The organism is Kitasatospora sp. NPDC088351 (genome assembly GCF_040685575.1).
In the GTDB taxonomy this organism is placed as follows: Bacteria; Actinomycetota; Actinomycetes; order Streptomycetales; family Streptomycetaceae; genus Kitasatospora.
In genome coordinates this window covers 38,967-64,778 of record NZ_JBFBIL010000018.1, presented here as the reverse complement: position 1 = coordinate 64,778, position 25,812 = coordinate 38,967, and the positions used below count along the sequence as shown (strand labels likewise).

The 25,812-nt window shown below is 73.2% G+C and carries 27 protein-coding genes and 1 tRNA gene; 17 read left to right on the top strand and 11 right to left on the bottom strand.

The genetic code is table 11. The features are described from left to right. Positions 1-19: 19 nt before the first annotated feature. Positions 20-1,444 carry a sigma factor gene (locus AB0P06_RS15915; protein ID WP_363607859.1) on the bottom strand — a complete coding sequence of 475 codons (1,425 nt, stop codon included), beginning with the start codon at positions 1,442-1,444 and terminating at the stop codon, positions 20-22. Positions 1,445-1,981: 537 nt separating this feature from the next. On the opposite strand from AB0P06_RS15915, the gene AB0P06_RS15910 reads away from it, so the two are divergent. Then, positions 1,982-2,479: an ATP-binding protein gene (locus AB0P06_RS15910; RefSeq protein WP_363607858.1), complete on the top strand. Its 498-nt coding sequence runs from the start codon at positions 1,982-1,984 to the stop codon at positions 2,477-2,479. A gap of 436 nt (positions 2,480-2,915) precedes the next feature. Here AB0P06_RS15910 and AB0P06_RS15905 read toward each other — a convergent pair whose 3' ends face one another. Then, positions 2,916-3,893, bottom strand: a complete 978-nt coding sequence (locus AB0P06_RS15905) for a helix-turn-helix domain-containing protein (protein WP_363607857.1) — start codon at positions 3,891-3,893, stop codon at positions 2,916-2,918. Between the two features lie 235 nt (positions 3,894-4,128). Here AB0P06_RS15905 and AB0P06_RS15900 point away from each other — a divergent pair, with 235 nt between their 5' ends. From AB0P06_RS15900 to AB0P06_RS15885, 4 genes are all read left to right on the top strand, one after another. Further along, positions 4,129-5,442, top strand: a complete 1,314-nt coding sequence (locus tag AB0P06_RS15900; RefSeq protein WP_363607907.1) for an MFS transporter — start codon at positions 4,129-4,131, stop codon at positions 5,440-5,442. A gap of 22 nt (positions 5,443-5,464) precedes the next feature. After that, positions 5,465-5,992, top strand: coding sequence for a GNAT family N-acetyltransferase (locus AB0P06_RS15895; protein ID WP_363607856.1), 528 nt, complete (start codon positions 5,465-5,467; stop codon positions 5,990-5,992). Positions 5,993-6,117: 125 nt separating this feature from the next. Continuing rightward, complete coding sequence (locus AB0P06_RS15890) at positions 6,118-6,462, top strand: DUF4229 domain-containing protein (protein WP_363607855.1); 345 nt, start codon at positions 6,118-6,120, stop codon at positions 6,460-6,462. Between the two features lie 14 nt (positions 6,463-6,476). After that, positions 6,477-7,577, top strand: a complete 1,101-nt coding sequence (locus AB0P06_RS15885) for a LacI family DNA-binding transcriptional regulator (protein WP_363607854.1) — start codon at positions 6,477-6,479, stop codon at positions 7,575-7,577. A 20-nt stretch (positions 7,578-7,597) separates the two neighbouring features. Here the strand turns inward: AB0P06_RS15885 and AB0P06_RS15880 are convergent, their stop codons facing one another. Continuing rightward, positions 7,598-8,812, bottom strand: a complete 1,215-nt coding sequence (locus AB0P06_RS15880) for an MFS transporter (RefSeq protein ID WP_363607853.1) — start codon at positions 8,810-8,812, stop codon at positions 7,598-7,600. 408 nt (positions 8,813-9,220) lie between these two features. On the opposite strand from AB0P06_RS15880, the gene AB0P06_RS15875 reads away from it, so the two are divergent. Continuing rightward, positions 9,221-10,570: a dicarboxylate/amino acid:cation symporter gene (locus tag AB0P06_RS15875; protein WP_363607852.1), complete on the top strand. Its 1,350-nt coding sequence runs from the start codon at positions 9,221-9,223 to the stop codon at positions 10,568-10,570. A gap of 220 nt (positions 10,571-10,790) precedes the next feature. On the opposite strand, the gene AB0P06_RS15870 is transcribed toward AB0P06_RS15875, so the two are convergent. Next, on the bottom strand, positions 10,791-10,994 hold the full coding sequence (locus AB0P06_RS15870) for a cold-shock protein (RefSeq protein WP_057227626.1): 204 nt from the start codon (positions 10,992-10,994) through the stop codon (positions 10,791-10,793). Positions 10,995-11,314: 320 nt separating this feature from the next. Between AB0P06_RS15870 and AB0P06_RS15865 the strand changes: the two genes are divergently transcribed. From AB0P06_RS15865 to AB0P06_RS15840, 6 genes are all read left to right on the top strand, one after another. Beyond that, on the top strand, positions 11,315-12,223 hold the full coding sequence (locus AB0P06_RS15865; protein WP_363607851.1) for a menaquinone biosynthesis protein: 909 nt from the start codon (positions 11,315-11,317) through the stop codon (positions 12,221-12,223). Between the two features lie 75 nt (positions 12,224-12,298). After that, on the top strand, positions 12,299-13,930 hold the full coding sequence (locus AB0P06_RS15860; RefSeq protein ID WP_363607850.1) for a serine/threonine-protein kinase: 1,632 nt from the start codon (positions 12,299-12,301) through the stop codon (positions 13,928-13,930). 112 nt (positions 13,931-14,042) lie between these two features. Next, a complete protein-coding gene (gene mqnC, locus AB0P06_RS15855; RefSeq protein WP_363607849.1) occupies positions 14,043-15,266 on the top strand; it encodes a cyclic dehypoxanthinyl futalosine synthase in 1,224 nt (407 codons plus the stop codon). A 12-nt stretch (positions 15,267-15,278) separates the two neighbouring features. Then, positions 15,279-15,896 (top strand): hypothetical protein, encoded by a 618-nt coding sequence (locus AB0P06_RS15850; RefSeq protein ID WP_363607848.1) that lies wholly within the window; start codon positions 15,279-15,281, stop codon positions 15,894-15,896. A gap of 235 nt (positions 15,897-16,131) precedes the next feature. After that, positions 16,132-16,719: a hypothetical protein gene (locus AB0P06_RS15845; RefSeq protein WP_363607847.1), complete on the top strand. Its 588-nt coding sequence runs from the start codon at positions 16,132-16,134 to the stop codon at positions 16,717-16,719. A 77-nt stretch (positions 16,720-16,796) separates the two neighbouring features. After that, complete coding sequence (locus AB0P06_RS15840) at positions 16,797-17,492, top strand: demethylmenaquinone methyltransferase (protein WP_363607846.1); 696 nt, start codon at positions 16,797-16,799, stop codon at positions 17,490-17,492. A gap of 48 nt (positions 17,493-17,540) precedes the next feature. Here the strand turns inward: AB0P06_RS15840 and AB0P06_RS15835 are convergent, their stop codons facing one another. Beyond that, the gene (locus tag AB0P06_RS15835) at positions 17,541-17,987 is read right to left on the bottom strand and encodes a MarR family transcriptional regulator (RefSeq protein ID WP_363607845.1); all 447 of its coding nucleotides are present in this window, start codon (positions 17,985-17,987) and stop codon (positions 17,541-17,543) included. A gap of 203 nt (positions 17,988-18,190) precedes the next feature. On the opposite strand from AB0P06_RS15835, the gene AB0P06_RS15830 reads away from it, so the two are divergent. Continuing rightward, entirely contained in the window at positions 18,191-19,504 is a 1,314-nt protein-coding gene (locus AB0P06_RS15830) for a geranylgeranyl reductase family protein (RefSeq protein WP_363607844.1), read from the top strand. Between the two features lie 147 nt (positions 19,505-19,651). Here AB0P06_RS15830 and AB0P06_RS15825 read toward each other — a convergent pair. Continuing rightward, a tRNA-OTHER gene (locus tag AB0P06_RS15825) sits at positions 19,652-19,742 on the bottom strand. Positions 19,743-19,886: 144 nt separating this feature from the next. Between AB0P06_RS15825 and AB0P06_RS15820 the strand changes: the two genes are divergently transcribed. Further along, positions 19,887-20,411 (top strand): radical SAM protein, encoded by a 525-nt coding sequence (locus AB0P06_RS15820; protein ID WP_363607843.1) that lies wholly within the window; start codon positions 19,887-19,889, stop codon positions 20,409-20,411. Beyond that, positions 20,333-20,902, top strand: coding sequence for a hypothetical protein (locus tag AB0P06_RS15815; RefSeq protein WP_363607842.1), 570 nt, complete (start codon positions 20,333-20,335; stop codon positions 20,900-20,902). The genes AB0P06_RS15820 and AB0P06_RS15815 overlap by 79 nt, the downstream gene beginning before the upstream one ends. 21 nt (positions 20,903-20,923) lie before the next feature. Here AB0P06_RS15815 and AB0P06_RS15810 read toward each other — a convergent pair whose 3' ends face one another. From AB0P06_RS15810 to AB0P06_RS15790, 5 genes are all read right to left on the bottom strand, one after another. Next, the gene (locus AB0P06_RS15810) at positions 20,924-21,274 is read right to left on the bottom strand and encodes a MazG-like family protein (RefSeq protein ID WP_363607841.1); all 351 of its coding nucleotides are present in this window, start codon (positions 21,272-21,274) and stop codon (positions 20,924-20,926) included. A 139-nt stretch (positions 21,275-21,413) separates the two neighbouring features. Then, on the bottom strand, positions 21,414-22,118 hold the full coding sequence (locus tag AB0P06_RS15805; protein ID WP_363607840.1) for a peptidylprolyl isomerase: 705 nt from the start codon (positions 22,116-22,118) through the stop codon (positions 21,414-21,416). Positions 22,119-22,157: 39 nt separating this feature from the next. Next, entirely contained in the window at positions 22,158-22,808 is a 651-nt protein-coding gene (locus AB0P06_RS15800; RefSeq protein WP_363607839.1) for a TetR/AcrR family transcriptional regulator, read from the bottom strand. Positions 22,809-23,084: 276 nt separating this feature from the next. Beyond that, positions 23,085-23,267: a hypothetical protein gene (locus tag AB0P06_RS15795; RefSeq protein WP_363607838.1), complete on the bottom strand. Its 183-nt coding sequence runs from the start codon at positions 23,265-23,267 to the stop codon at positions 23,085-23,087. Between the two features lie 216 nt (positions 23,268-23,483). Beyond that, complete coding sequence (locus tag AB0P06_RS15790) at positions 23,484-23,633, bottom strand: AAA family ATPase (protein ID WP_363607837.1); 150 nt, start codon at positions 23,631-23,633, stop codon at positions 23,484-23,486. Positions 23,634-23,934: 301 nt separating this feature from the next. Between AB0P06_RS15790 and AB0P06_RS15785 the strand changes: the two genes are divergently transcribed. Together AB0P06_RS15785 and AB0P06_RS15780 are read left to right on the top strand one after the other, a co-directional pair. Beyond that, a complete protein-coding gene (locus tag AB0P06_RS15785) occupies positions 23,935-24,897 on the top strand; it encodes a DMT family transporter (protein WP_363607836.1) in 963 nt (320 codons plus the stop codon). A gap of 505 nt (positions 24,898-25,402) precedes the next feature. Continuing rightward, the gene (locus tag AB0P06_RS15780; protein WP_014137597.1) at positions 25,403-25,762 is read left to right on the top strand and encodes an NADH-quinone oxidoreductase subunit A; all 360 of its coding nucleotides are present in this window, start codon (positions 25,403-25,405) and stop codon (positions 25,760-25,762) included. Positions 25,763-25,812: the final 50 nt, after the last annotated feature.

Sequence of the window (25,812 nt, the reverse complement as noted above, 5' to 3'; positions counted from 1 at the left end):
GGCGGCGGCCGGTCGCGGATCAGGGCCGGGACAGCAGCGGCGCCGCCCGGAGCACCTCGCGGATCGCGGCCCGGTCCCCGTGCTCGCCCACCAGCAGCCGGTCCGGGTCGCGGTGCGCGGCGGCGAGCTGGCAGAACTCCAGCCCGTCCAGCACCATCGAGGCCACCGGCTCGCCGAGGGGCGGGCCGCTGTCCGGGCCGTCCAGGGGTATCAGCCACTCGCCGGCCGCCGGGCCGTCGATCACCAGCCGCAGCCGCCGGCCGGGGCGCCCGTCGTCTCCCGGCCAGTGGGCGGGAGCGGCGGCGGGCCCGGGCCGGGAGGCGCGGAGCCCGGCCAGCGCGGGCGGGAGCATCCGGACGGCCAGGTCCACCATCTGCCGCAGGTGCTGCGGTGCGGGCGGGGCGTACGGGTACGCGACCGCGCGTGCCACGTCCTCGCCGTGGACGTAGCACTCGAAGGCCCGGTCCACGAAGGCGTCGCGCAGCGGGACGACGGCGAAGCCGAAGTCGACGGGGGTGTTGCCCTGCGGGGCGAGGGCGGCGGAGCGGACCAGTTCACGGGTCTGCCGGCGCCAGCGGGCGCGCACCGACTGCGGTGGCCGGTCGGCCTGTTCGGCGGTCAGCCGGGCGGTGCGCCCGGTGATCCCGGCGAACGGCGGGCCGCCCTGCGCGGGCACCCGGGGGACCGGCGGGGCCAGGGTCTGCGGCGGCACCCGGCGGTCCGGTGGCGGCGGTGCGCCGCCCGGGACGGGGTCGGGCAGACCGAGGGCGAGGGCCAGATAGCCGTCCACGGCGGCGAGATGGCAGAGCACCTCGGCCGGGCGCAGGTGCTCGGTGCCGCCGTGCCAGGGGAGTTCGGCCACCTCCTGCCACTCCTCCGGGCCGAGGTCGCGCAGCAGGGCGTCGAGCTTGGCGGTCTCGGCGGTGTAGGGGGCGCCCCAGGCGGGGACGGGCAGGTCGGCCGGGCGCCGGGAGAGGCACCAGCCGAGCACCTGCTGGCGCAGTGAGCCGGGCTGGTCGAGGGGTTCGTCGGCGGCGAGCCAGTCGGCCGCGTCCCGCAGCCGGGCGGCCTCCCCGACGCACTCGGGGCAGGCCCGCAGGTGCTGTTCCCGGTCGGCGGCCTCGCGGGGCGGGCAGGCGCCGAGGGCCCAGGCGCCGGGCCGTGCCCGCAGCCGGTCCACCGCGCGGCGGTGGGTCAGGGCGCCGAGCCAGGAGCGCAGTGTGTCCTGGGCGGGGTCGAAGTCCTCGGGGTGCTCCCAGAGATGGGCGAACATCTCGCGGGTGAGCCGGTCCGTGGCGGTCTGGTCGGCCAGGATCCGCCCGGCCAGGCCGTGCACCATCGGTGCGAGCTGGTCGTAGAGTTCGCCCAGCGCCGTCTCCTCGCCGCGGGCGAGGCGCCGTTGGAGCTGTTCGTCCCAGCGCGGGGCGCTGCCGGGGGTGGTCATCGGTCACCACCCTCCTGCCGTGGGGTTTTCCGCCGTGGGGCCGCTGCCGTGGTCAACGGTATCCCGCGGTCTTCCGGGGACGGACGGATTCCGTGAAGAATGGAACCCCGGGCTTCGGATCGTCACATCGTGCGATCGACCGCCGATCCCGCTGTTCGAAGGCCGTTGGACATATGTCGCACGGGTGGTTCGCGAGTGGCGGGCACGGTGTCGGGGGCGTCCGGCGGTAGGTTCGCCACTGCGTGTCCGGTGGCTCGCTCCGGGCCGGACGGCAGCCGGCGCGGGGCTCGCGAGAGTGAACGGGACAGTATGCACTGCCCTGTCCCCCGATCGCTGGAATATGCCCGAAGCGCTTGCTGCGGTCCGCTCGCCGAACCATCCTGAGGCGTATTCGTGACGCAGCCAGTGCGCGACGGACGGGATGGCGCGGGCGAGTTGTACGGCGGCCCGGCCTTCGGCGGGCGTCAGGGCCGGCCGGCTGGACGATCCGGCCTCGATCGAGACGATGGCCGAACTGCGAGTGCGGGTGGTGGAGCGGTGCAGGTTCTTCAAGTACAGCTTGCGGTGCAGGCGGACCCCGCCGAGGTCGGCCGGGCCCGCCGGTGGGTGCGCTCACGGCTGCTGAACCACGGTGTGGACCCGGACGCGCCGATCGCCGAGACGGTGGTGCTGGTGGTCTCCGAGCTGGTGACCAACGCCGTGGTGCACACCGGTTGTCCGGCGGTGCTCCGGCTCTGCTTCCCCGTGGACGGGGAGAGTTGCGGCTCCGGTGCGGGCGGGGTGCGACAGTCGGCGACGGTGGGCCCGCTGCGGGTCGAGGTCGCGGACGCCAGCCAGGTGGCCCCCGCCCCCCGGCACGCCGGAGCGGACGCGGACGCCACCAACGGGCGCGGACTGGAGCTGGTCGAGCTGCTCTGCGACCGCTGGGGCTGGTACCCGGACGGTTCGGGCAAGCGGGTCTGGTGCGAGATCGGCGCGGACGCCCGGCCGGCGGATCCGTTGGCCGGTGCGGACTGGGCCGCGCTGGCGCCCTGAGGCCCGGACGGCTCCTCGGGCGGCTCCTTCTTCCCGGCCTGCGATCATCGGGCCGAAACCTGACGCAACCATTCCGAATTTCTGACAAACCATTGACGTGACGTATCCGACTGATCACTCTTGGGAGCAGCTCTCCGTCGCGAGGGGACGCCGAGGGAACACTTGAACGCCGCTGCGGTGCTGCTGTCCAGGGGGATCATGTCAGCAGGGGGGTCGCGGTCTGCCGGTCGTGTGGTGGCTCCTTGGCGAGTGCGGAGTGTCGGTGCGCGGGTTCAGGGCCCGTGCGTCGCGATTGGATGGCGGCCTGCCGTGCCGTGCTCGGGGTGCGTGCGGCCTGCCGCCATCCAAATCGCCCGTACCGGACACCGGCTTTCGGTCACTTGACCACTCGGCCCGCAGCCGCCCGGCTCGCCCGGTCCGGTCGGCCCGTCGTGGCTCAGGCCGGCTGCTCCACCGCCCGGAAGGCCTGCCGGTATCTGCTCGGCGCCACGTCCAGGCGTCCGCGCAGCTGGAGCCGGAGCGAGGCCGCGGTGCCGAAGCCGGACTCCCGCGCGATCTGGTCGATCGTCAGGTCCGTTCCCTCCAGCAGTTGCCGGGCCCGCTCGGTGCGCTGCACCGTCAGCCACTGGCCCGGGCTGCTGCCCGTCTCCTCGCGGAACCGCCGGGTGAAGGTCCGTACGCTCATGCCCGCACGGTCGGCGAGTTGGCGCAAAGCGAGCGGTCGGTCCAGGTGTTCCAGCGCCCAGGCGCGGGCGGACGCGGTGCCGGCGCCGCCCTCGTCGGCCGGGCCGGGCACCTCCACGTACTGCTTCTGGCCGCCCTCCCGCCACGGCGGCACCAGACAGGTGCGGGCGACGGCGTTGGCCACCGCGCTGCCGTGGTCGCGGCGCACCAGGTGCAGACAGAGGTCGACCCCGGCGGCCACCCCGCCGGAGGTGAGGACGTCGCCGTCGTCGGTGAACAGCACGTCGGGGTCGAGCCGGACCTTCGGGAACAGTGCGGCGAAGCGGTCGGTGTAGCGCCAGTGGGTGGTGGCCGGGCGGCCGTCCAGCAGGCCGGCGGCGGCCAGGACGAAGGAGGCGGTGCAGATCGACACCAGCCGGGTGCCGGGCCTGATCCGGGCCAGCGCGGCGGTCAGTTCGGGCCCGACCACGGCGTCCACCTGCATCGGGCCCGGGTCCATGGAGGCCGGGATCACCACGGTGTCGGCCTGCTCCAGCAGTTCGGGGCCGTGCTCGACGGCGATCCGGAAGTCGGTGCTGGTCTCGACCGGGCGGCCGTCCACGGTGCAGGTGGCCACCCGGTAGAGCGGTTCGCCGGCCGGGTCCTTGGCCGACTCGAAGATGCGGGAGGGGATGCCCAGTTCGAAGGCGACCACCTGGTCGAGGGCCAGTACCGCTACCCGGTGCGTCATTCCGGCGTCCTTTCGTCGGCTCTGAGCGTCGGTCCAGCGTACGCCCCGTCGGTGGCCCGATCCTTGCGAAAGCTGGCAGTCAGGCCACTCGTGGCGGTCGGGGCCGTTCGGGAGACTCGGCCTGGTGAACGAACGGAACGCCCCCACCGCCCCCAGCGCCCCCGCACCGCCCACCGCCCCCGCACTCCCCACCGCCGGGCCGACCACCCGTTGGCACCGGCCGCACTACGCCTGGGTGGTGACCGCCGTCGCCCTGCTGGTCCTGCTCGGCTCGGCCGGCTTCCGCTCCACGCCCAGCCTGATGATGGAAGCGCTGCACAACGAGTTCGGCTGGTCGACGGCCACGATCTCCAGCGCGACCTCCGTCAATCTCGCCCTCTACGGCCTCACCGCCCCCTTCGCCGCCGCCCTGATGGACCGTTTCGGCGTCCGGCTGGTGGTGGTCTGCGCGCTGCTGACCATCTCGGTCGGCTCCGGCCTCACCCTGCTGATGCGCGAGCCCTGGCAACTGGTGCTCTGCTGGGGCGTGCTGGTCGGCCTCGGCAGCGGTTCGATGGCCGGCGCCTTCGCCACCACCGTCACCGGCCGCTGGTTCCAGGCCCGCCAGGGGCTGGTCACCGGTGTGCTCACGGCCGCCGGCGCGGCCGGCAACCTGGTCTTCCTGCCGATCGGCGCCTGGCTGGTGGAGCAGCACGGCTGGCGCTCGGCGGTGGTCGTGGTCTCGCTGGCGGGCAGTGCGGTCGCCGTCCCGGTGCTGCTGCTGATGCGCGAGCGGCCCGCCGACCTCGGCCTCCTTCCCTACGGGGCGACCGAGGCGCCGCCCGCCCCCGCCGTCCAGGGGCGGGTGCTGACCCGCTCGCTGAGGGTGCTCCGCGACGCGGCCCGCAGCCGGGCGTTCTGGCTGCTGGCGGGTTCCTTCGCGATCTGCGGCGCGACCACCGCCGGACTGGTCGGTACCCACTTCATCCCGGCCGCCCACGACCACGGTCTGCCCGTCACCACCGCGGCGAGCCTGCTGGCCCTGATCGGCGTCTTCGACGTGATCGGCACGATAGCCAGCGGCTGGTTCACCGACCGCCTCGACTCCCGGACGCTGCTGGTCGTCTACTACGCCCTGCGCGGTTTCTCGCTGTTCCTGCTGCCGCAGCTGTTCGCGGGCTCGCTGGAGCCGCCGATCCTGGCCTTCGTGATCTTCTACGGGCTGGACTGGGTGGCCACCGTGCCGCCGACCGTCGCGCTCTGCCGCCGGCACTTCGGCGAGGACGCGCCGATCGTCTTCGGCTGGCTGCTCGCCTGCCACCAGATCGGCGCCGCCCTGGTGGCCGGGCTGGCCGGCCTCGCCCGGGACGCGCTCGGCGACTACGACCTCGCCTGGTACGGGGCCGGCGTCCTCTGCTTGGTCGCCGTGCTGCTCTGTCTGGCGCTGCGCCCGGACCGCCCGGATCGCCCGGACCGCCCGGATCGCACGGACCACCCGGATCGCACGGACCACCCGGATCGCACGGACCGCACGGACCATCCGGACCGTTCCGTTCCGGCATTGTCGTAAGGGGCGGTTAGGCTCTGCGCCCATGACGCTTTCCTTCACCCTGGACCCCAAGCTCGACCCCGACCTGCGCGCCGCCATAGTCCGGCTCTGGACGGACGTCACCAACGCCGGCGGCGCGGTCGGGTTCGTGGCACCGGTGACGGAGGGCGAGGTCCGGGACGTCGCCGAGGAGCAGTTCGCCGGGGTCGAGCCGGGGCGGCCCGACCGGCTGCTGATCGCCCACGAGGAGGGCACCGGCCGGCTCGCCGGCCTGCTGTTCTTCGAGTCCATGCGGTTCGGGCCGATGGACCACTGGCGGATGCTCAAGCGGGTCATGGTGCACCCGGACTTCCAGGGCCGCGGCTACGGCGCCGAGCTGATGGCGGAGGCCGCGCGGGTCGCCCGGGACTGGGGCCTGGACGGCCTGCGGCTCACCCTGCGCGGAGGGCTCGGCCTGGAGGCGTTCTACGCCCGCTCCGGCTATGTCGAGGTCGGCCGGGTGCCCGCGGCGATCCGGGTCGCCCCGGGGGACGACCGCGACGACGTCACCATGTGGCTCGACCTGCGCTGACACCGGGGCCGGTGGGGGGGCGGTGGAGCGAGGGGGACGGCCGACCCGTTCCCCGTGGCGCCCGTGGGGCATGCTTCACTGGGAGACCGGCCCACTCCCCGCGCAGTGAAGGATGTGTCACCCCAGTGAGCAGCAATGTGAGCACCAAGCCGCACGCCACGCTCCGCTACACCTCCCTGCGGGTCAGCATCTTCCTCGGCTGCCTGCTGGTCGCCCTGCTGCTCGGCCACTTCGGGGTGATCCCGGTCAGCGGCCAGGCCGGCGTGATCTTCCTCTTCCTGCTGGCCGCCCTGGTCTCGGCGCCGCTCAGCTACGTCCTGCTGAGCAAGCAGCGCGACGAGATGTCGGCCCAGATCTCCGACAAGGTCACCGGCATCCGCTCCCGGACGGCCGACCGGATCGCCGCCCAGAACGCCGAGGAGGACGCCGCCGACGACGCCGCCCGCGCGGCGACCGCCCTGCAGAACTGACCCCCGCCGCAACCGTGCCCGTTCCCGCCGCCGCCCCCGGGGCCGACCGTGAGCAGCCGGCCGGTCCGACCACCCGTGCCGGGAGCGTCGCCGGCACCTGGCCGGCCCCCGTCCGCCGGCCCACCGGGCGGGACGTGGCCCGGCTCGCCGGCGTCTCGCAGGCCACCGTCTCCCTGGTGTTCTCCGGCTCCGAGGCCGGCCGACGGGTCTCCGGGGCGACCCGTGAGCGCGTCCGGGAGGCCGCCCGCAGCCTCGGCTACCGCCCGCAGGCGGCCGGGCGCCAACTGCGCCTGGGCCGCAGCGGCATGATCCTGCTGGCGGTGCCGAACATCCTCGGACCGTTCTTCGGCCGGGTGCTGGAGGGCGTCCACGAGGAGGCGGGCCGGCACGGCCTGGCCGTGGTGGTCAGCTCCGGCTGGGGCAGCGCCACCCTCGCCGACGCCGCCACCACCAGCCGCTTCGACGGTCTGCTGATCTGCTCCCCGGACGACAGCCAGCTCGGTGAGCTGCCCGCCGACACCCCGGCCGTCTTCCTGGACGCCGACCCCGGCACCGACCGCGCCCGCCCCACCGTCGAGCTCGACGTGGCCGGCGGGATGCGGGCCGCCGTCGAGCACCTGGCCGGGCTCGGTCACCGCCGGATCGGACGGCTGCGCTCCACCCACGCCGCGTACACCTTCCGGGTCCGCCAGGCCGCGTTCGAACAGGCCGCCGCCGGGCTCGGCCTGGAGGTCGTCGAGCTCGGCGTCAGCCTGAACGAGGGCCAGCCCGCCGCCCGCGGTGCCGCCCGCCGGCTGCTGGAGCGGCCGGATCGCCCGCCCGCGGTGATCTGCGACGACGACGTGGTGGCCTCCGGCGTCTACCAGGCCGCCGCCGAGCTCGGGCTGCGGGTCCCCGCCGACCTCTCCGTGATCGGTATCGACAACATTCCGGTGGCCCAGCTCCTCACCCCGCCGCTCACCACCGTCGACCTGCCCGGTGAGGAGCTGGGCCGGGCCGGGGTCGAGGCGCTCGCCGGGCTGCTCCGCGGCGACCCGGTCGCGCCGGTCCCCCCGCTCACCACCTCGCTGGTGCTGCGCTCCTCCACCGCTCCGGCGGGCGGCCGTCGGGGCTGACCCGTACGGGTGAAATGCCGTCAGCCCGCGGGCACCGCCACCGGCTCGGCGGCCGGGGTGGCCGGCAGCGGCCGGAACCAGCGGCGGGCGCCGAACAGCAGCAGGGCGCCCAGCCCGATCCCGCCCGCCGCGCAGAGCGCCACCGAGCGCAGCGAGTCCTCGGCGAGGTTGCCGGAGACGGCGTAGCCGAGCGAGTTGCCGGTCGCGAACAGCGTCACCAGCCAGGCGAACGCCTCGGTCACCGTCCCGACCGGCGCCAGCTCGGCGACCAGCACGAACGCGGCCGCCAGCAGTGGCGCCAGCCCGATCCCGGAGAGGAAGGCCAGTCCGGCCGCCGGGTAGGGCCCGGGCACCAGCACCAGCGGCAGGTAGCAGAGCGCCATCCCGACCGCCATCACCCAGGTGCGGGTCGCCGTGCTGCTGCGCCACCGCACCGCGCCGTACGCCAGCGCGCCGAGCAGGCCGCCGAGCGCCGCCAGCGCCAGCAGCGTCCCCGCGCCGCCCGGCAGCCCGCCCTCGTGCTCCTCGGCGTAGGCGATGAACAGCACGTTCTGCGCGCCGACCGCCCAGCCGGCCCCGGCCAGTCCGATCAGCAGCAGCACCAGGCCGGGGGAGCGCAGCGGCCCGAGCAGTCCGGAGGAGTGTTCGCGCGGCGGGGCCTGCCAGGCCCGGGCCGGGCCGGCGGTGGCCACGACCAGCGCACCGGCCAGCCCGAGACCGGCCGCCACCCAGAGCGCGGCGACCGGGCTGAACACGCCCGCGATGCCGGCCACCGCGAGCGGGCCGGCCACGTAGAGGATCTGCTGCGAGGCGGAGTCGAAGGCGTACGCGGTGTCGAGCTGCTTCTCCTCGACCACGTCCGGCCAGAGCGAGCGCAGGCACGGTTCGAGTGGCGGCATGGCCAGCCCGGCTATCGCGGCGCCGGCCGGCGCGGCCAGCGCCGAGCCGGGCGCGAGCGCCAGCAGCGCGTACCCGCCGCCGGCGACCGCGGCGGAGGCGAGCAGGACACGCGGCTGCCCGGTGCGGTCCACGATCCGGCCGAGGACGGGCCCGCCGACGGCGGCCGAGATCGCGTACGCGGCGGTGGCCAGTCCGATCCGGCTGTACGGTGCGCCGGCCTCGCGCAGGGCCAGGGCGATCACCAGGGCGGTCATGCCGGCGGGCAGCCGGCCGAGCAGGGTGCCGAGGAGCAGCCGGCCGACGTGCGGGGCACGGAGCAGGGCGAGGTAGCCCATGGACGGGTCTCCGGTTCTGGGCAGGGGTGAGCGGGGCGCCGTCAAAGTTATACGTATAACTACTTGCCGGTCAATCGGCCCGGATGGCTGATCTGATGGGGTGTCAGCGTGGTTCGTGTCCGCATCTCAAACAAACACTTTGAAGATCTCAAACCTTTACTGCTAACGTAACGGCCATGACCACCTCAGGCGCACCCCGGACGCACGGCATGGGCTCGACGCCCACGGCCGCCCGCGTGTGCCGCCTGCCGGGTGCTGTGGACAGCCCGCGCCGTTGTCGCGCCATGAGCTGTATCCCGGCGGCACGCCCCTGACGAGGGCTGAGCCCTCCCCGCTCGCCTCGTGCGCCGTGTCGCCTTCCCCGCCTCATCTCACCGTCAGCAACGCCCTTCCCGGAGCCGCACCGTCATGTCCACAGCGCCCGAGGCGACCTCGTCGCCGTCCGTGCTCGCCAGAATCCGCAAGACCCCGTTCTGGGTCCAGATCGTCGCCGGCCTCGTGTTCGGTGTCGGTCTCGGCTACCTGGCCCGCTCCGCCGACATCTCCTGGCTGGCGACCACCCTGGAGACCATCGGCAAGATCTTCGTCCAGCTGCTGAAGCTGGCCGTCCCGCCGCTGGTGTTCACCGCGATCGTGGTGAGCGTCGCCAATCTGCGAAACGTCACCAACGCGGCCCGGCTGGCCGTTCGCACGCTCCTCTGGTTCCTGATCACCTCGCTGATCGCGGTCGCGATCGGCCTGGGCCTGGGCCTGCTGACCAACCCCGGCCAGGGCACCAACCTCACCACCGAGGGCCTGAAGGCACCGAAGTCGTCCGGTAGCTGGATCGACTTCCTGACCGGCATCTTCCCGACCAACATCGTCACCGCGTTCACCGAGGTGAACGTGCTGCAGATCGTCTTCATGGCGGTCGTGGTCGGCGCGGCGATCATCAAGCTCGGCGCCAGGGCCGAGCCGGTCCTCAAGCTCAGCGAGTCCGTCCTGGAGCTGACCCAGACCGCCCTGTGGTGGGTCATCCGGCTCTCCCCGCTCGGCACCCTCGGCCTGATCGGCAAGTCCGTCGCCAAGTACGGCTGGGACCTGCTGAAGCCCTTCGCGACCCTGACCGCGGACGTCTACATCGGTTGCGCGCTGGTGATGTTCGTCGCCTACTCCCTGCTGCTGAAGTTCGCCGGCGGCCTCAACCCGCTGAACTTCTTCAAGGGTGCCTGGCCCGCCATCCAGCTGGCCTTCGTCTCCCGCTCCTCGGTCGGCGCCCTGCCGGTCACCCGCCGGGTCACCGAGCGCCTCGGCGTCCCGAGCGAGTATGCGAGCTTCGCGGTTCCGTTCGGCGCCACCACCAAGATGGACGGCTGCGCCGCGATCTACCCCTCGCTGGCCGCGATCTTCGTCGCCCAGGTCTACAACATCGACCTCGGCATCAGGGACTACCTGCTGATCGCCTTCGTCTCGGTGATCGGCTCGGCCGCCACCGCGGGCCTCACCGGCGCGATCGTGATGCTGACGCTGACCCTCTCCACCCTGGGTCTCCCGCTGGAGGGCGTGGGCCTGCTCCTCGCCATCGACCCGATCCTCGACATGATGCGCACCGCGACCAACGTCGCGGGCCAGGCGCTGGTGCCGGTCCTGGTCGCGGCCCGCGAGAAGACCCTCGACCTCGTCGCCTACAACAGCCCCACCGGCGACCTCTACGGGGACGCCCCGGCCGCCGGCATCCCGGCCCAGTCCGCCAAGGGCGGTACGCCGGCGACCGCCTGACCCCGGCCACGAGAGAGCCCGCCCCCGCGTCGACCGGACGCGGGGGCGGGCTCTCTCGTGACCGCTCTTCAGGCCGACGCGGGCGGGCCGGGGCACAAGGCAGGGGGCCCGCCGGATCGGCGGGCCCCCTTGGGTGTTGCTCTTGTGCTCATGGTGACGGCCGTCGGGGGCCGTCGGCGGACCCGATGGGGTCCCGAGCGATCAGAACATCAGAGGATGGTCAGATAGCGGTGACGTTCTCCGCCTGCGGGCCCTTCGGGCCCTGGGTGACGTCGAAGCTGACCGCCTGGTTCTCCTCCAGCGAGCGGAAACCGTTCGCGTTGATGGCGGAGTAGTGGACGAAGACGTCGGGGCCGCCGCCCTCCTGGGCGATGAAGCCGAAGCCCTTCTCAGCGTTGAACCACTTGACGGTTCCCTGAGCCATGCCGTTCTCCTTGCGAGGCGTGTTGGGGACCACACCGTGTGGTGCCCGGTCCGCTGCGCTGATCGCCCTGCCTCCGGACGGGTCCGGAGTTTTTCGATATTGCTGAAAAACTACAAAAAGCCTGCGGTTACATGCTCCGCAGGCTTCAAGTACTGCAAGGGGAATCAAACTGCAACTGAGGGCAACGCTAGCATGCGGTCGCTGTGACGACCAGGGGTGACTTGCGGGGTGGACAGGGCGTGTCGTAAGGGCGGTGAGGGGCTTCCCGGAGGGCGGGCATACCCTGCGGGGAGGCGCACGAACAGCAAGGGAGCGGCGCAGTGTCAGCAGCGGATGCGCAATCGCGGGAGCCCCGGGAGAACACCCCGGTCAGGCCGCGGGTCGGGCATATTCAGTTCCTCAACTGCGTCCCTCTCTACTGGGGTCTGGCCAGAACCGGCAATCTGCTCGATCTCGACCTCACCAAGGACACCCCGGAGAAGCTGAGCGATCAGCTGGTCGGGGGTGCGCTGGACATCGGGCCGATCACCTGCGTGGAGTATCTGCGGCACGCCGACGAACTGCTGGTCCTGCCCGACATCGCGGTCGGCAGCGACGGCCCGGTGATGTCCTGTGTGATCGTCAGCAAGGTGCCGCTCGCCGACCTGGACGGCCGCCGGGTCGCCCTCGGCTCCACCAGCCGGACGTCGGTGCGCCTCGCCCGGCTGCTGCTGGAGGAGCGGGAAGGGGTGCGGCCGGAGTACTTCAGCTGCCCGCCCGACCTGGACGCGATGCTCGCCGAGGCGGACGCCGCCGTACTGATCGGCGACCCGGCCCTGCGCGCCTACCTCGGACAGGCCGCCGCCCAGGGGCTGACGGTGCACGACCTCGGCGAGATGTGGAAGGAGTGGACCGGGCTGCCGTTCGTCTTCGCCGTCTGGGCCGCCCGCCGCGACTTCGCCGAGCGCAGCCCGGAGTTGACGGCGGCGGTGCACCGGGCGTTCCTGGAGTCCCGGGACCTCTCGCTGGTGGAGGCCCGCGAGGTCGCCGAGCACGCGGCCCGCTGGGAGGCGTTCGACGCCGAGGTGCTGGAGCGGTACTTCAGCGAGGCGCTGGACTTCTCGCTCGGCGAGCGGCAGTTGGCGGGCGTCGCCGAGTTCGCCCGCCGGGTCGCCCACGACAGCGGCTTCGCCCCGGACGTCGCCGTTCGACTGCTGGACGCCGAACCCGTACCCGTGGCCGTCGCCTGATCCCGGTACGGTGCTGGTCCCGGGCGGGCCGGACGTGCCGGACGTCCTGGGCGGGCGGCGAGGGGAGCGTGCGGGATGCAGGCACTGGGGTCGGAGGATCCGCGCCAGGTGGGCGAGTACCGGCTGCTGCGGCGGCTCGGGGCGGGCGGGATGGGCCGGGTCTACCTCGGCCGGACGGCCGGCGGCCGCACGGTCGCCGTCAAGCTGGTCCGCGGCGAACTGGCCGAGGACGCCGAGTTCCGGGCCCGGTTCCGGCAGGAGGTCGCCGCGGCCCGCCGGGTCGGCGGCGCCTGGACGGCGCCCGTCCTGGACGCCGACACCGAGGGCGAGCACCCCTGGGTCGCCACCGGGTACGTCGCCGGGCCGGCCCTCGGCGAGGCCGTCCGGGCGGTCGGGCGGCTCCCCGAACCGGCCGTGCGCAGCCTCGGCGTCGGGCTGGCCGAGGCGCTGGCGCACGTCCACGCGCTCGGGCTGGTGCACCGGGACGTCAAGCCGTCCAATGTGCTGCTCACCCTGGACGGGCCGCGCCTGATCGACTTCGGCATCGCCCGCGCGCTGGACGCCACCAGCGGCGTCACCCAGTCCGGTTATGTGGTCGGCTCGCCCGGCTTCATGTCGCCGGAGCAGGCGGAGGGCCGGCCCGCCGGGCCGCCGAGCGACGTCTTCTCGCTCGGCGCGGTGCTCGCCTACGCCGCCACCGGCGTACCGCCGTTCGGCGAGGGGGTGAGTGTGGCGGTGCTGCTCTACCGGGTGCTGCACGAGGAGCCCGACCTCGCCGGGCTGGGCCCCGCGCTGCGCCCGGTCGCCGCCGCCTGCCTGGCCAAGGACCCGGCCGACCGGCCCACCCCGCGCGGTCTGCTCCAGTGGCTGGACGCCGACGGCGCGGCCGCCGGGCGGCTGGCCCGGGGCGGCTGGCTGCCGCCCGGGCTGGCGGAGGAGGTCGGGCGCGGCGCCGTCCGGCTGCTCGACCTGGAGGGGGAGACCGGCCCGGACACGGCCGGGGCGCCGCCGGCCGCGCCGCTCACCGTGCCGCCGGAGGACGCCCGGCCGGTGGACCGGACGCCGACGCTGGTGCCGGCGGCGGAGCCCGGCCGGACGGCGGAGCCCGGCGGCCGGCGCTGGATCGCCGGGCTGGTGGGCGGCCTGGTCCTCGCGGCCGTGGCCGCCGTCCTCGGCCACCAGGTCTACCGGGGGCTGGAGCAGCCCGACGCCACCGCCACCGCCGAGACCACCTCCTCTTCCTCCTCCTCCGTGGACATCTCGGTGACGGCGTCGACCTCGACGACGACCTCCTCCACCACCACGACCGTCACCCAGCCGCCGCCCGGCACGGCCGCCGGCCCGAGCGTCGTCCCGGCGGCCTTCGTCGGCACCTGGAGCGGCGACATGACCACCGAGAAGGGGCTGCCGGCCGGCACCACCACGCTCACCATCGGCCCGGCCGCGCTCGGGCAGGCGAACACCACCAGCCGCAACGCCGCCACCGGCCTGATCCCGGTCAGCTGCGAAGGGTCCTGGACGCTCCGCTCGGCCTCGCCGGAGAAGCTGGTCTTCGTCTCCCGGCTGGTCCGCTCCTCGCTGCCCGGGGCGTGCACCGGCGGGTCGAACGCGGAGACGCTCACCCTCCAGAAGGACGGCACGATCCGGTTCACCTCGGACGACCCGGCCGCCGGGAACCCGTCCGGAACGCTGCGGAAAGCGGGCTGACGCGGGGGCGCGCGGACGCTGGCGTAGGCTGGTTCGGCCGTACCGGTACGCCGTGCTGAGCAGGGCGTACCGAGAACCACGCAGCAGTACCCGAGAGAGAGAAGGCCGCCAGGTGTCCGAGCTCGCAGCGACCACCCTCGATGCGCCCAGCACCGACCTGCAGGCCGTGCTCGACCGGGCCGCGGCCGGGGGCCGGATCAGCCCGGAGGAGGCGCTGGAGCTGTACCGCTCGGCGCCGCTGCACGCGCTCGGCTCGGCGGCCGACACGGTGCGCCGCCGCCGCTACGCCGGTACCGAGCACATCGCGACGTACATCATCGAGCGCAACATCAACTACACCAACGTCTGCGTGACGGCGTGCAAGTTCTGCGCCTTCTACGTGCCGCCGAAGAGCGACAAGGGCTGGTCCCGCGACCTCGACGAGATCCTGCGCCGCTGCGCGGAGACGGTCGAGCTGGGCGGCACCCAGATCATGTTCCAGGGCGGGCACCACCCGGACTACGGCGTGGAGTACTACGAGCGCGCCTTCTCGGCGATCAAGGCGGAGTTCCCGCAGCTGGTGATCCACTCGCTGGGCGCGTCCGAGGTCGACCACATGGCCAGGATCTCCGGGGTGTCGGTCGAGGAGGCCATCACCCGGATCCACAAGGCGGGCCTGGACTCCTTCGCGGGCGCCGGCGCCGAGCTGCTGCCGGAGCGGCCGCGGAAGGCGATCGCGCCGCTCAAGGAGTCCGGCGAGCGCTGGCTGGAGATCATGGAGGCGGCGCACGGCCTCGGCGTGGAGTCCACCTCCACCATGCTGATGGGCACCGGCGAGACCAACGCCGAGCGGATCGAGCACCTGCGGATGATCCGCGACGTGCAGGACCGCACCGGCGGCTTCCGGGCCTTCATCCCGTACACCTACCAGCCGCAGAACAACCACCTCAAGGGTTCGACCCAGGCGACCGTCTTCGAGTACCTGCGGATGATCGCCATCGCCCGGCTCTTCCTCGACAACGTGGCGCACATCCAGGGCTCCTGGCTGACCACCGGCAAGGAGGCCGGCCAGCTGTCGCTGCACTACGGCGCGGACGACCTCGGCTCGGTCATGCTGGAGGAGAACGTGGTCTCGGCGGCCGGCGCCAAGCACCGCTCCAACCTCACCGAGCTGATCCACCTGATCCGGGCCGCCGGCCGGGTGCCCGCCCAGCGCTCCACCACGTACGAGCACCTGCGGGTGCTGGACGACCCGGCGAACGACCCGGTCGACCCGCGGGTCGCCTCGCACATCGCCTCCACCGCGATCGAGGGCGGCACCGCGCACCCCGAGCTGAAGATCCTCGACAACGGCTGAGCGCTCCCGACCGTGCTCACCCTCCACCGGGCGGCCCTGCTGCTGCCCGATCCGGCCGACCCCACCGCCCCGTCCGTCGCCGACGGGGCGGTGCTGGTGCGCGGCGAGCTGATCGAGGCGCTCGGTCCGTACGCCGGGCTGGCGGCCGCCCACCCGGCGGCCCGGCTGCGCGACTGGGGGGAGGGCCTGCTCACCCCCGGCCTGCGCAACCCGTACGGGCACTGGCTGCTGGAGCGCGCGTACCACCCCGACCCGCGGGAGAACGCGGGCAGTGAGCCGGTGCCCGGGGGCGTGACGGACGCGACGGACGAGACGGCGTGCGGCGCGAGCGCCCGGCGCGGGCTGCAACGGATGCTCGGGTTCGGCGTGACGGCGGTGGCCGGGCCGTTCGAACGGGCCGCGGTCCGGACCGCGGTGGCCCGCTCGGGGCTCACCGCGCTGCCCGGCGAGGGTGCCGAGGGCCCGCTGGACCCGCTGGCCGTCCTGCCGCTCGCGGCGGCCGTGCACGGCCCGCTGGGGGCCGGGGGCCGGGCCGACTTCGCGGTGTTCGCCCCCGGTGGCGCGGGCCCGCTGCCCGGCGGCTGCCTGGCCACCGTCCTGGCCGGGCGACTGGTGTACCGGCGGCGCTGAGCCCGGCACTCTACTCGCCGGTAGTCGGATGTGCGTACGGGGCAAGGGACTTCCTTCGTGTGCCGTCGAACTCCGGTGCCGGGTGGATGGTCTGATTCACCCTTCGCCGTGACCTGAGGGCCCGCCAGCGGATACGATCCCGGACAGCTCACTCCGTACCCTCACCACGTACCGCCCGCCCCCGCGGGTGGCGGGGCCCCGTGCCAGGCCCCGACGGCAAGCCAGGACAGGAACCATGCGATCCGCGACCGTCCCCCCGCCGCGATCCCCGCGGATGGGCCGTGGCTGGTACCTCGCCGCCGTGCTCAGCGCCGTGCTGGCCGTCGGCATGTGCCTTCTCGGCTGGCGTCAGGCCGACCAGGCGGACAAGATCGGCGCCAACCCGGTGAGAGTCGAGGGGGTCGTCACCCAGCTGCCCACCGGCGGCGGCTCCTACAGCAGCGTCAGCTACCGGGCCGTCGGCCAGCCGCACACCGCCGCCGGGCTGCCGGTCGCGGACGGGGCCAGGGTGGGTGACGCGGTCTGCCTGGAGCACGCCGCCGACGACCCGGGCGCCGTCCGGATCTGCGGCGACACCTACCCGCAGCCGGTCGGCGTCGGACTGGCCCGGTTCAGTGTGCCGGTGGCCGTGGTGCTCTTCGTCGTCTGCGTCGTGCGCATCCGCCGGCACCACCGGGCGCTCGCCCTCCGCGGCGGCCAGGGCCGGATCGCCAGCACCATGGCCCTGGCGACCGACGCGCTGGCCGACGGGATGCCGGCGATAACGCACGGCAAGCGCTCGCGCCGACGGCGCCGCTCCGGCGGGCGGCGCGCCCTGCACTGAGGCCGTCGGCGCCGCCCCGGCCCGGGTCGGCGTGCCCCCTTGCCCGGCCTGTCGGGGCCAGGGTGAACAATGGGGGAGTGACCCGAGCCTCTCTGGACAAGCAACCGCACGAAGTCGCCGCCATGTTCGACGACGTCGCGGCCAAGTACGACCGCACCAACGACGTGCTCTCCCTCGGCCAGGCCCGCGCCTGGCGGCGGGCGGTGGCCGAGGCAGTGGCCGCCGGACCGGGGGACCTCGTGCTCGACCTCGGAGCCGGCACCGGCACCTCCTCGCTGCCCTTCCAGGAGGCCGGCGCCAAGGTCGTCCCGTGCGACTTCTCGGTCGGCATGCTGGCCGAGGGCAAGCGCCGCCACCCCGAGCTGCCGCTGACCGCCGGGGACGCCACCAGCCTGCCGTTCGCCGACGACACCTTCGACTCGGTGACGATCTCCTTCGCGCTGCGCAACGTCCAGGACACCGACGCCGCGCTGCGCGAGCTGTTCCGGGTCACCAAGCCCGGCGGCAAGCTGGTGATCTGCGAGTTCTCCACCCCGACCTGGACGCCGCTGCGGACGGTCTACACCGAGTACCTGATGCGCGCCCTGCCGCCGGTCGCCACCGCGGTCAGCAGCAACCCGGACGCCTACGTCTACCTCGCCGAGTCCATCCGGGCCTGGCCCGACCAGCCCGCGCTGGCGGCGAAGCTGCAGGAGGCCGGCTGGTCCAAGGCCGCCTGGCGCAACCTCACCGGCGGGATCGTCGCGCTGCACCGCGCGTACAAGGTCGCGTAACGCCGTGCTCCGGCCGCGCGGGCCGGGGGGTGTCCGGCACCCCCCGGGTCAGCCGCGCGGCCAGACCACGCCCTGGAGGGCCTCGATCGAGCGGTTGAGCCGGGTCAGCGACTCGGCCAGGACCGCGACCTCGGCGTCCGTCCAGTCCGCCAGGACGCGGCCGAGCCCCTCCTGGTGACGGCGGCGGTCCGCCGCCAGCGCCTCGGCGCCGGCCGGGGTGATGGCGAACTTGCGGGCCATCCCGCCGTCCGGGTCCGGGATCCGCTTCACCACGTCCGCGCGCAGCATCGCGGCCGCCTGCCGGTTGACGGTGGAGGTGTCCAGCTGGAACGCCTCCGCGAGCTGCCCGATCGACATCGGCCCCTGCGTCTCGATCCGGGAGAGCAGCAGATAGGCGGAGCGCTCCAGCTCCCCGCCGCCGCGCCCGCCGGCCATCGCGTGGTGGCGTCCGACGAGCATCAGCTCCCGTTCGATGTCGTCCAGATGGTCCCTCACGCGTGCCTCCGGGCGGCTGTTTCTCCCTGCGACGTCCGCATTCATGGTAACCACGGGGGGTTCATGTGCATGGTGCACGCACTATGCACGGCTGGGCCGGCCGGGCTTCGGTACCGCCCTCGGATCCCGTGCCGGGGGCGGCAACTAGACTGCCGGGGACAACGCCGCCGTCCCCCAGCCGCAGCTCCAGGAGAGTGCCCACCGTGTCCGAGACCGCAGTCGACCTCAGCGACCTGAGCACGGGGACCGTCGAGAGCACGGCCGATGTCATCGTGGTCGGCGCGGGCCCCGCCGGTGCCACCACCGCGTACTACCTCGCCCAGGCCGGCCTGGACGTGCTGCTGCTGGAGAAGACCGCGTTCCCGCGCGAGAAGGTCTGCGGCGACGGCCTGACCCCGCGTGCCACCAAGCAGCTGGTCGACATGGGCATCGACGTCTCGACCGAGAACGGCTGGCTGCACAACAAGGGCCTGCGGATCATCGGCGGCGGTGTCCGGCTGGAGCTGGACTGGCCGGAGCTGTCCGCCTTCCCCGACTACGGACTGGTCCGCAAGCGGGCCGACTTCGACGAGCTGCTGGCCCGTCAGGCCGTGAAGGCCGGCGCCCGGCTGTACGAGCGCTGCAACGTCAGCGGCCCGGTGCTCGACGACCGCACCGGCCGGATCGTCGGCGTCACCGCCAAGCTCGGCGAGGAGAAGCGGCCGGTCACCTTCCGGGCGCCGCTGGTCGTCGCCGCCGACGGCAACTCCACCCGGCTCTCGCTCGCCATGGGCCTGCACCGCCGCGAGGACCGCCCGATGGGCGTCGCCTACCGGACGTACTTCACCTCCCCGCGCCACGACGACGACTACCTGGAGTCCTGGCTGGAGCTGTGGGACACCCGGGACGGCCAGCGCAAGCTGCTGCCCGGCTACGGCTGGATCTTCGGCATGGGCGACGGCACCTCCAACGTCGGCCTCGGCATCCTCAACTCCTCGCCCGCCTTCGGCGAGCTGGACTGGCGCGAGGTGCTCAAGGCCTGGTGCGCGAGCATGCCCGGGGAGTGGGGCTACACCCCCGAGAACATGACCGACCCGATCCGCGGCGCCGCCCTGCCGATGGCCTTCAACCGGCAGCCGCACTACACCCGGGGCCTGCTGCTCGTCGGTGACGCCGCCGGCATGGTCAACCCGTTCAACGGCGAGGGCATCGCCTACGCGATGGAATCCGGCCAGATCGCGGCCGGCGTCATCGTCCAGGCCCACGCCCGGGTCACCCCGACCGGCCGCGAGCGCGCCCTCCAGGCGTACCCGCGCATCCTCAAGGACGTCTACGGCGGGTACTACACGCTCGGCCGCGGCTTCGTGAAGATGATCGGCAACCCCAAGGTGATGCAGCTCGCCACCCAGCGCGGGCTCACCCACCCCGTCCTGATGAAGTTCGTCCTCAAGATGCTCGCCAACCTCACCGACCCGCAGGGCGGCGACGCCATGGACCGCATCATCAACGGCCTCGCGAAGGTCGCGCCGAACGCCTGACCGCTGGGCGGGTGCGCGGAGCGCCTCGTTGTCGGCCGCCGAGCCGTCCTCCACGCTGTCCGGGACGGCGGGCGCGCAGCCGGGTGACGGGTGTGCCCGGGGCGCCGGGGGTGCTTCGCCGGCGCCTCCGGCGTGTGCGCGGGGCCCTGGTGCCGGGGGAAGGTTTCGAACCCTCACGCCCCCTGGGGGACGCTCGACCACAGGGGTCGAGCGCGTCTGCCAGTTCCGCCACCCCGGCCGGCCCGCCGGCGACCGTGCCCGGGGTGATCTGGCGCGACCGCGGCGCCGTACGGGTCAACCACCGCACGCCGCCCCGACCGACTACGAGTCGCTGCCCACGCCCGTCTTCGACCGGGAGATCCGGCAGTGGAGCCCGGACTTCGTGCCGCCGCTCCACACGATGTCCAACTGCCTGATGCGGTGCGGCTTCTGCTCCATCGCCGCGGGCAGCGACACCTTCCTGGGCAAGCCCCGGGTGATGTCCGAGCGCCGCGTCGCGGAGCACATCGCCGCGCTCGGCGTCGAGCGTGTCGACTTCGTCGACGAGTACCTCACCATCCCCCGGCAGATCAGGATCGGCCGGGAACTCGCCCGCATCGGGCACCGCGCCACCTGGCAGTGCTATCCGACCGCCGGGGACCAGCTGCTCGACCCGAGGAACTGCGAGGCGCTCGCCCAGGCCGGCTGCCGGGCGGTGCAGCTCGGCCTGGAGTCGCTCGATCCGCAGACCCTGCGGCAGGAGGCCAAGCCCTGGAACCACCCGGCGAACTACGGCCGCATCCTGAGAACCTGTACAACGCCGGGATCCAGGTCCACGTCTTCATCATCGTGGGCGTTCCCGGTGAGCCGATCAACTTCTCACTGCGCTGGCTCTCCTTCCTCGAAGAGCACGGCGCGCACATCCTGACCATCAAGTCCGGCCGCTACCGGCTCACCCGCCGCGCCCCGGACGAACGGCGGGCCACCGTCGACGAGTTGCACGGCCTCCAGGTGACCGGTCAGGACAACCAGCTGCTCAACCTCAACCGCGACCAGTTCCGGTACACCAGCAACGGGCTCAGCCGGAAGCGCGTCGAGGCCGTCCGCGACCTCCTCGAAGAGGCCTGCCGCCGGCACTGGGCCTACCAGGTCACCTCGTCGCTGCCCCGGTGGATCAACCGCGGCCGCTTCAGTCTGGAGCAACTACACCAGGCCGCCGACCAGTTGAGCGCGCACCGGCCCGCCGAGCCGTCCATCCCGGGCAGCCACCTCAAACGCGGGCTCTCCAAGATCACCAGTGCCGTGCACGAGGAGCTGGGCCTGCGCGCCGCGCCCACCTCGTACGAGGACGTGCGCGACCTCGCGGCCCGGCTGCGGGCCGGGGACGAGACGGTGGCGGCGGGCGGCCGGCGGGGGTGACTCCGGGCGCGGCGGGGTGCCCTACTCGGGGCCCTTCTTCTCCTCGGGCGGCCGGCGGCCGGCGGTCGAGCGCCGCTCGACGTAGGCCAGCCGTTCGGCGAAGACGCGGGCGGCGTCCGGGGTGAGGGTGCGCAGGGCGACGAGGGCGGTGAAGACCACGTCGCAGAGCTCGTGCTGAACGTCCTCCCAGCTGTGGGTGACACCCTTGCGCGGGTTCTGGCCGGTGGCGCCGATCACCGCGGCGCCGACCTCGCCGACCTCCTCGGAGAGCTTGAGGATGCGCAGCAGGCGCTCCTCCCGCGGGGAGGCCGCGCTCTCCGCGTCCAGCCAGGCGACGAGCTCGTCGACGCTCTCCCAGATCCTGCTGTCCATGCGGCGCTGCTCCCGTACGGTGTCGATGGCGGGTCTCGATGGCGGGTGTCCACCGTACGGCAGCGGGGTGACGGGCCCGCTCGGCGGCTGCCGGTTCTCACCCGGCGGTCCTCACCCGGCGGTCCTCACTGGCCGGTTCTCACTTGGCGATCTTCACGTTGCGGATGTTCACCGGAAGGGTGGGGAAGCCGTCGCCGGGGCTGTTCTGGTCGTCCTCGCCGCCCGCCGCGATCTTCTGCAGCACGTCCAGGCCGGCGGTGACCCGGCCGAAGGGCGTGTAGGCGGGGGAGAGCCTGGTGTCCTTCCAGACGAAGAAGAACTGGCTGCCGTTGGTGTCCGGGCCCGCGTTGGCCATCGCGACGGTGCCGGCGGGGTAGGTCGCGCCGGTGAGGTTCTCGTCCGGGAAGGAGTAGCCGGGGCCGCCGCTGCCGGTGCCGGTCGGGTCGCCGCACTGCAGGACGAAGATCCGCTGGGTGGTCAGGCGGTGGCAGTGGCTGCGGTCGAAGTAGTCGTGCTCGGCGAGGAAGCGGAACGAGAAGGTGGTGCAGGGTGCCTGGCCGGTCAGGGCCTGGAAGGTGATGGCGCCCTGACTGGTCTTCAGGGTCGAGCTGTAGGGCTTGGCGGCCTTCTTGGCGTCGAAGACCGGGATGCCCTTGAAGTTGTCGGCGGGCACGGCCGGGGTGTACGTGCAGGTGGTGGCCGGGGGCGCGGCCGGCGGGGTGTCCGCGGCGGCGGTGCCGGTGGTCGCGGCGAGCGGGAGGACGGTGGCGGTGGCGAGCAGCGCCCAGTGTTCGCGCTTCACGTGACGGGCCTTCCGGGGGGTGGTGGGCGGCAGCGTTGTCATGGCGACATCATCCATGCCGTCGTGGGGATCCGGTAGACGTCAGTCGCCCGTCGGCGCGAACAGCCCGGCGCGGGCGGCCAGTGCCGCGGCGTCGGCGGCCCGCTCGGCGGCCCGGGCATCCAGTGGCTCGCCGGTCACGAACAGCCGGTAGTAGAGCGGCGCGGTCGCCGCCCTGACCACCTCGGCGCCGTCCGTGCCGGGGGGCAACTCGCCGCGGGTGACGGCTCGTTCGGCCACGGCGGCGGCCTGCTGGTGGCGGGCGGCGAAGAAGGCGCGCAGGGCGGCGGCGCCGGCGTCGGAGCGCTGGGCGGCGGTGATCAGGGCGGTGGGGGTGGAACCCAGCTCCGGATCGGTGAAGACGGCGAACACCTCGCGGGTGATGCGGCGCAGGTCCTGCCCGAGGTCTCCGGTGTCCGGCAGCGGCCAGGCCTGGTCGGCCGAGGCGGTGAGGGCGTCCGCGACCAGCCCGTCCACCCCGCCCCAGCGGCGGTACAGCGTCGCCTTGTGCACACCGGAGCGGGCGGCGACCGCGTCGACGGTCAGCCCGTCGTACCCCCTGGCGGTGACCTCGGCGAGGGTGGCGGCGACCACGTCCGCCCGCACCCGGGCGCTGCGGCCACCGGGGCGGGGGGTCGGGGTCCTGGGGGGCTCGGGCTGGGCGTGGCCCGGCTGGGGGGCGCGGTCGCTCAAAGTGGACTCCTGTCGCGTCAGCGCTTGCTCCGGCGGTGCCGCCGCGCCATCCTCATCCTAATGCGACTCCAGTCGCATTTCGAGTGGAGTCCGGCACCCCGGCCGACATCGAGGCCGCCGCCGAAGGCCCACGGGCCGCTCTCCCCCTGAGCGCCGGGCCCCGCCAGTGGAAGGAGCTCAGTTGTAGGAGTCCAGCTGGTGGTCGAGCGTCTTCGGGATCTCCAGGATGTTGCGGAGGACGGAAGTGTCGACGAAGGTCACCAAGCGGGCCACAGGTCAGCCGATCCCGAGAAGACGGTCGAAGTCGGAGTAGTCGCGGGGGCTTTCGGCCGCGTCCAGGATGCCCCGGGTCACCACGTCGCCGAGCTTTCCCTCGGCCATGGCGGCGGCGTAGCCGGCCAGTTCGGGGAGTGGACGCAGGCGGCCGGCCCCGGTGGCCGGGTCACGGTCGCAGACCACGACACCCCGGTGATCGGCCCCGCTGAGCTGCTCGTGGACGATGCGGATGTCCGGCCGGACCTGGATCGTGACATCGAGCGTGGCGGGCAGGCTCCATGGCGTGCTGACCGTGCAGCCCAGGGTGAAGACGTCCTCGCCGTGCGGGGGGCAGCCTTCCAGCCCTCCCCGAACCGGGCCCGCGTCGCGCCGCCGGCTGTCCAGGGCGTCGCGGATGTCCTAACCCTGCGCGAGTCGCGAGAGCACCTCCAGGGCGTCCAGCGCGTTCGACTTGCCGCTGCTGTTGCGGCCGATGAGCAGGGTGAGCGGGGTCAGCGGCAGCACGGCGTCGTGGAAGGTCTTGAAGGCGGTCAGCCGTACCTCGGTCACCGCCCGGCGTCGCGGCGTCGTGGCCGGTCGCCGCGACGCCTTCCGGATCCGCCTTGCTCACTCCGAACTCCTCGCAGTTGCCCGCAGCGGACGTGTTGCCGCCACCTCGTGGTCCACGGTAGGGCTTGTCGCCGGACGACCCGGGGCGCTGCCGGGCAGGGCGTGGAAAAGCCTTGATCGGCCAGGGCCGGTGGGCAAGGATGGCGCCGCCGTCCGCGGCTCTGTCCGCGCCTCTGTCCGCCGCTCCGTTCGATGTCGCACGGGCTGCTCACCCTGCCTCTTGCTCGGAGGAACCTTGCCCATGCGCGCTTCACTGTTCTCGTCCTCGTCGCCGTTGCGTGATGTGCCCGTGCTGCTGGTGGCGGTGGTGTGGGGGTCGAGCTTCATGGCGGTGCAGCGGGTGGCGGAGCCGGGGACGGTGGTGGCGGTCCTGGTGCTGCGGTTCGGGCTGGTGCTGCCGGTGCTCGGGGTGTTCGCGTGGCGGGCGCTGCGGGGGATGGGGCGGCGGGAGTGGCTGGGCGGGGCGGTGCTGGGGCTGGTGCTCGGCGGGATCTTCCTGCTGGAGACGTACGGCGCGGTGCACACCTCGGCGACCAACGCCGGTCTGATCGTCAGCCTCACGATGGTGACCACGCCGCTGGCGGAGAGCGCCGTCAACCGGACGCCGCTGCCGCGGGCCTTTCTGGCGGCGGCGGGGCTCTCCGTGCTCGGGGTGGCGCTGCTGACCGGGGGAGGCGGGCTGAAGCCGCCCTCGGCGGGGGACCTGCTGGTGCTCGGCGCCGCCCTGGTGCGGACGGTGCACGTGCTGGCGATGTCCCGGATCCGGGCCATTCGTGACACCGACTCGCTGGCCGTGACCTGGGTCCAACTCGCCGCCGCCGCCGTGGTGTTCGTCGCCGTCGCGCCGTTCGCCGGGCCCGCGCCGTGGACGGTCGCGGCCGGGTACGGGCCGGCGCAGTGGGCCTGGCTGCTGCATCTCGCCCTGCTCTGCACGCTGTTCGCCTTCTTCGTGCAGATGTGGGCGGTGCGGACGACCTCGCCGTCCCGGGTCAGTCTGCTGCTGGGCACCGAGCCGCTCTGGGCCGCCGTCTTCGGCATCACCCTGGCCGGTGACCACCTCGGCCCGCTCGCTCTGCTCGGCGGTGTCCTCGTGCTGGCCGGCACCGCCTGGGGCCGCCGCACCGCCGTCCCCGCCCCGGCTCCCGCTGCGGCCCGGGCGGAGGACCAGGCCGAGGACCGGGAACCCGTAGCCGGCGGTCGGTAGCCGCCCCGGCCCCCGGGCCCCCGACCGGCCCCCGACCGGCCCCCGGCACCCCCGACGGCTGCCCGCCGGAGCGGTTCGCGCGCTTGTGAACGAAGGGTCAAGCGGGCGTTCGGAGGGCCGCCACCCCTGCGGGTGAGGCGCTATAACACGTCAAAATGACGTCCAGAAATTTGCCCTGGAAGGCGCATAGTTGATATAGGAGCACCGCTCTGACCAGCCGCTTCACCGATGAATGCGACTGTTTGTGATCATTTGACTTCTTTGGGTCGATAACTCTGGTCATGTTCACTTTCGTCACCATTCCGGGGGTGGCGTAGATCACAAAGATCACCGTGAACTGCGTGTCGCAGATCACAAGCCGACGGGCATAAGATGCGCTCGTTCCGGGCTTTGTGAACTGCCTCACATGGGGTGGATCTCGGGAACCGGAACGCGGGTCCACCACAGCGTGACCCGTCGGTTCCGATCTGCAGTCAAGGACGACTGGACGGAGGGAGCGGGGGCTATGAATGCCTACGCGCCGATCCTCGTACTCGGTGCCATCGCGGCGGCGTTCGCGGTCGGTTCCGTTGTGATGGCCTCACTGACCGGCCCCAAGCGCTACAACCGGGCCAAGTTGGAGGCGTACGAGTGCGGCATCGAGCCGACCCCGCAGCCCGTGGGCGGCGGTCGGTTCCCGATCAAGTACTACCTGACGGCGATGCTCTTCATCGTCTTCGACATCGAGATCGTCTTCCTCTACCCATGGGCGGTGAGTTTCGACGCCCTGGGGATCTTCGGGCTGGTCGAGATGCTCCTGTTCATCGCCACCGTCTTCGTCGCCTACGCCTACGTGTGGCGGCGCGGCGGTCTGGAGTGGGACTGAGCGCGGGGCTGCCGCTGACTTTGTGAACGGGCGGACAAGCCTGAACGGGC

Excerpts from the sequence above, each read along its gene's own strand:
- AB0P06_RS15880 (WP_363607853.1), bottom strand. The coding sequence starts at position 8,812 with ATGGGCTACCTCGCCCTGCTCCGTGCCCCGCACGTCGGCCGGCTGCTC.
- AB0P06_RS15860 (WP_363607850.1), top strand. The coding sequence starts at position 12,299 with ATGCAGGCACTGGGGTCGGAGGATCCGCGCCAGGTGGGCGAGTACCGG.
- AB0P06_RS15915 (WP_363607859.1), bottom strand. The coding sequence starts at position 1,444 with ATGACCACCCCCGGCAGCGCCCCGCGCTGGGACGAACAGCTCCAACGG.
- AB0P06_RS15905 (WP_363607857.1), bottom strand. The coding sequence starts at position 3,893 with ATGACGCACCGGGTAGCGGTACTGGCCCTCGACCAGGTGGTCGCCTTC.
- AB0P06_RS15780 (WP_014137597.1), top strand. The coding sequence starts at position 25,403 with ATGAATGCCTACGCGCCGATCCTCGTACTCGGTGCCATCGCGGCGGCG.
- AB0P06_RS15845 (WP_363607847.1), top strand. The coding sequence starts at position 16,132 with ATGCGATCCGCGACCGTCCCCCCGCCGCGATCCCCGCGGATGGGCCGT.
- AB0P06_RS15895 (WP_363607856.1), top strand. The coding sequence starts at position 5,465 with ATGACGCTTTCCTTCACCCTGGACCCCAAGCTCGACCCCGACCTGCGC.
- AB0P06_RS15810 (WP_363607841.1), bottom strand. The coding sequence starts at position 21,274 with ATGGACAGCAGGATCTGGGAGAGCGTCGACGAGCTCGTCGCCTGGCTG.
- AB0P06_RS15785 (WP_363607836.1), top strand. The coding sequence starts at position 23,935 with ATGCGCGCTTCACTGTTCTCGTCCTCGTCGCCGTTGCGTGATGTGCCC.
- AB0P06_RS15870 (WP_057227626.1), bottom strand. The coding sequence starts at position 10,994 with ATGGCTCAGGGAACCGTCAAGTGGTTCAACGCTGAGAAGGGCTTCGGC.
- AB0P06_RS15805 (WP_363607840.1), bottom strand. The coding sequence starts at position 22,118 with ATGACAACGCTGCCGCCCACCACCCCCCGGAAGGCCCGTCACGTGAAG.
- AB0P06_RS15875 (WP_363607852.1), top strand. The coding sequence starts at position 9,221 with ATGTCCACAGCGCCCGAGGCGACCTCGTCGCCGTCCGTGCTCGCCAGA.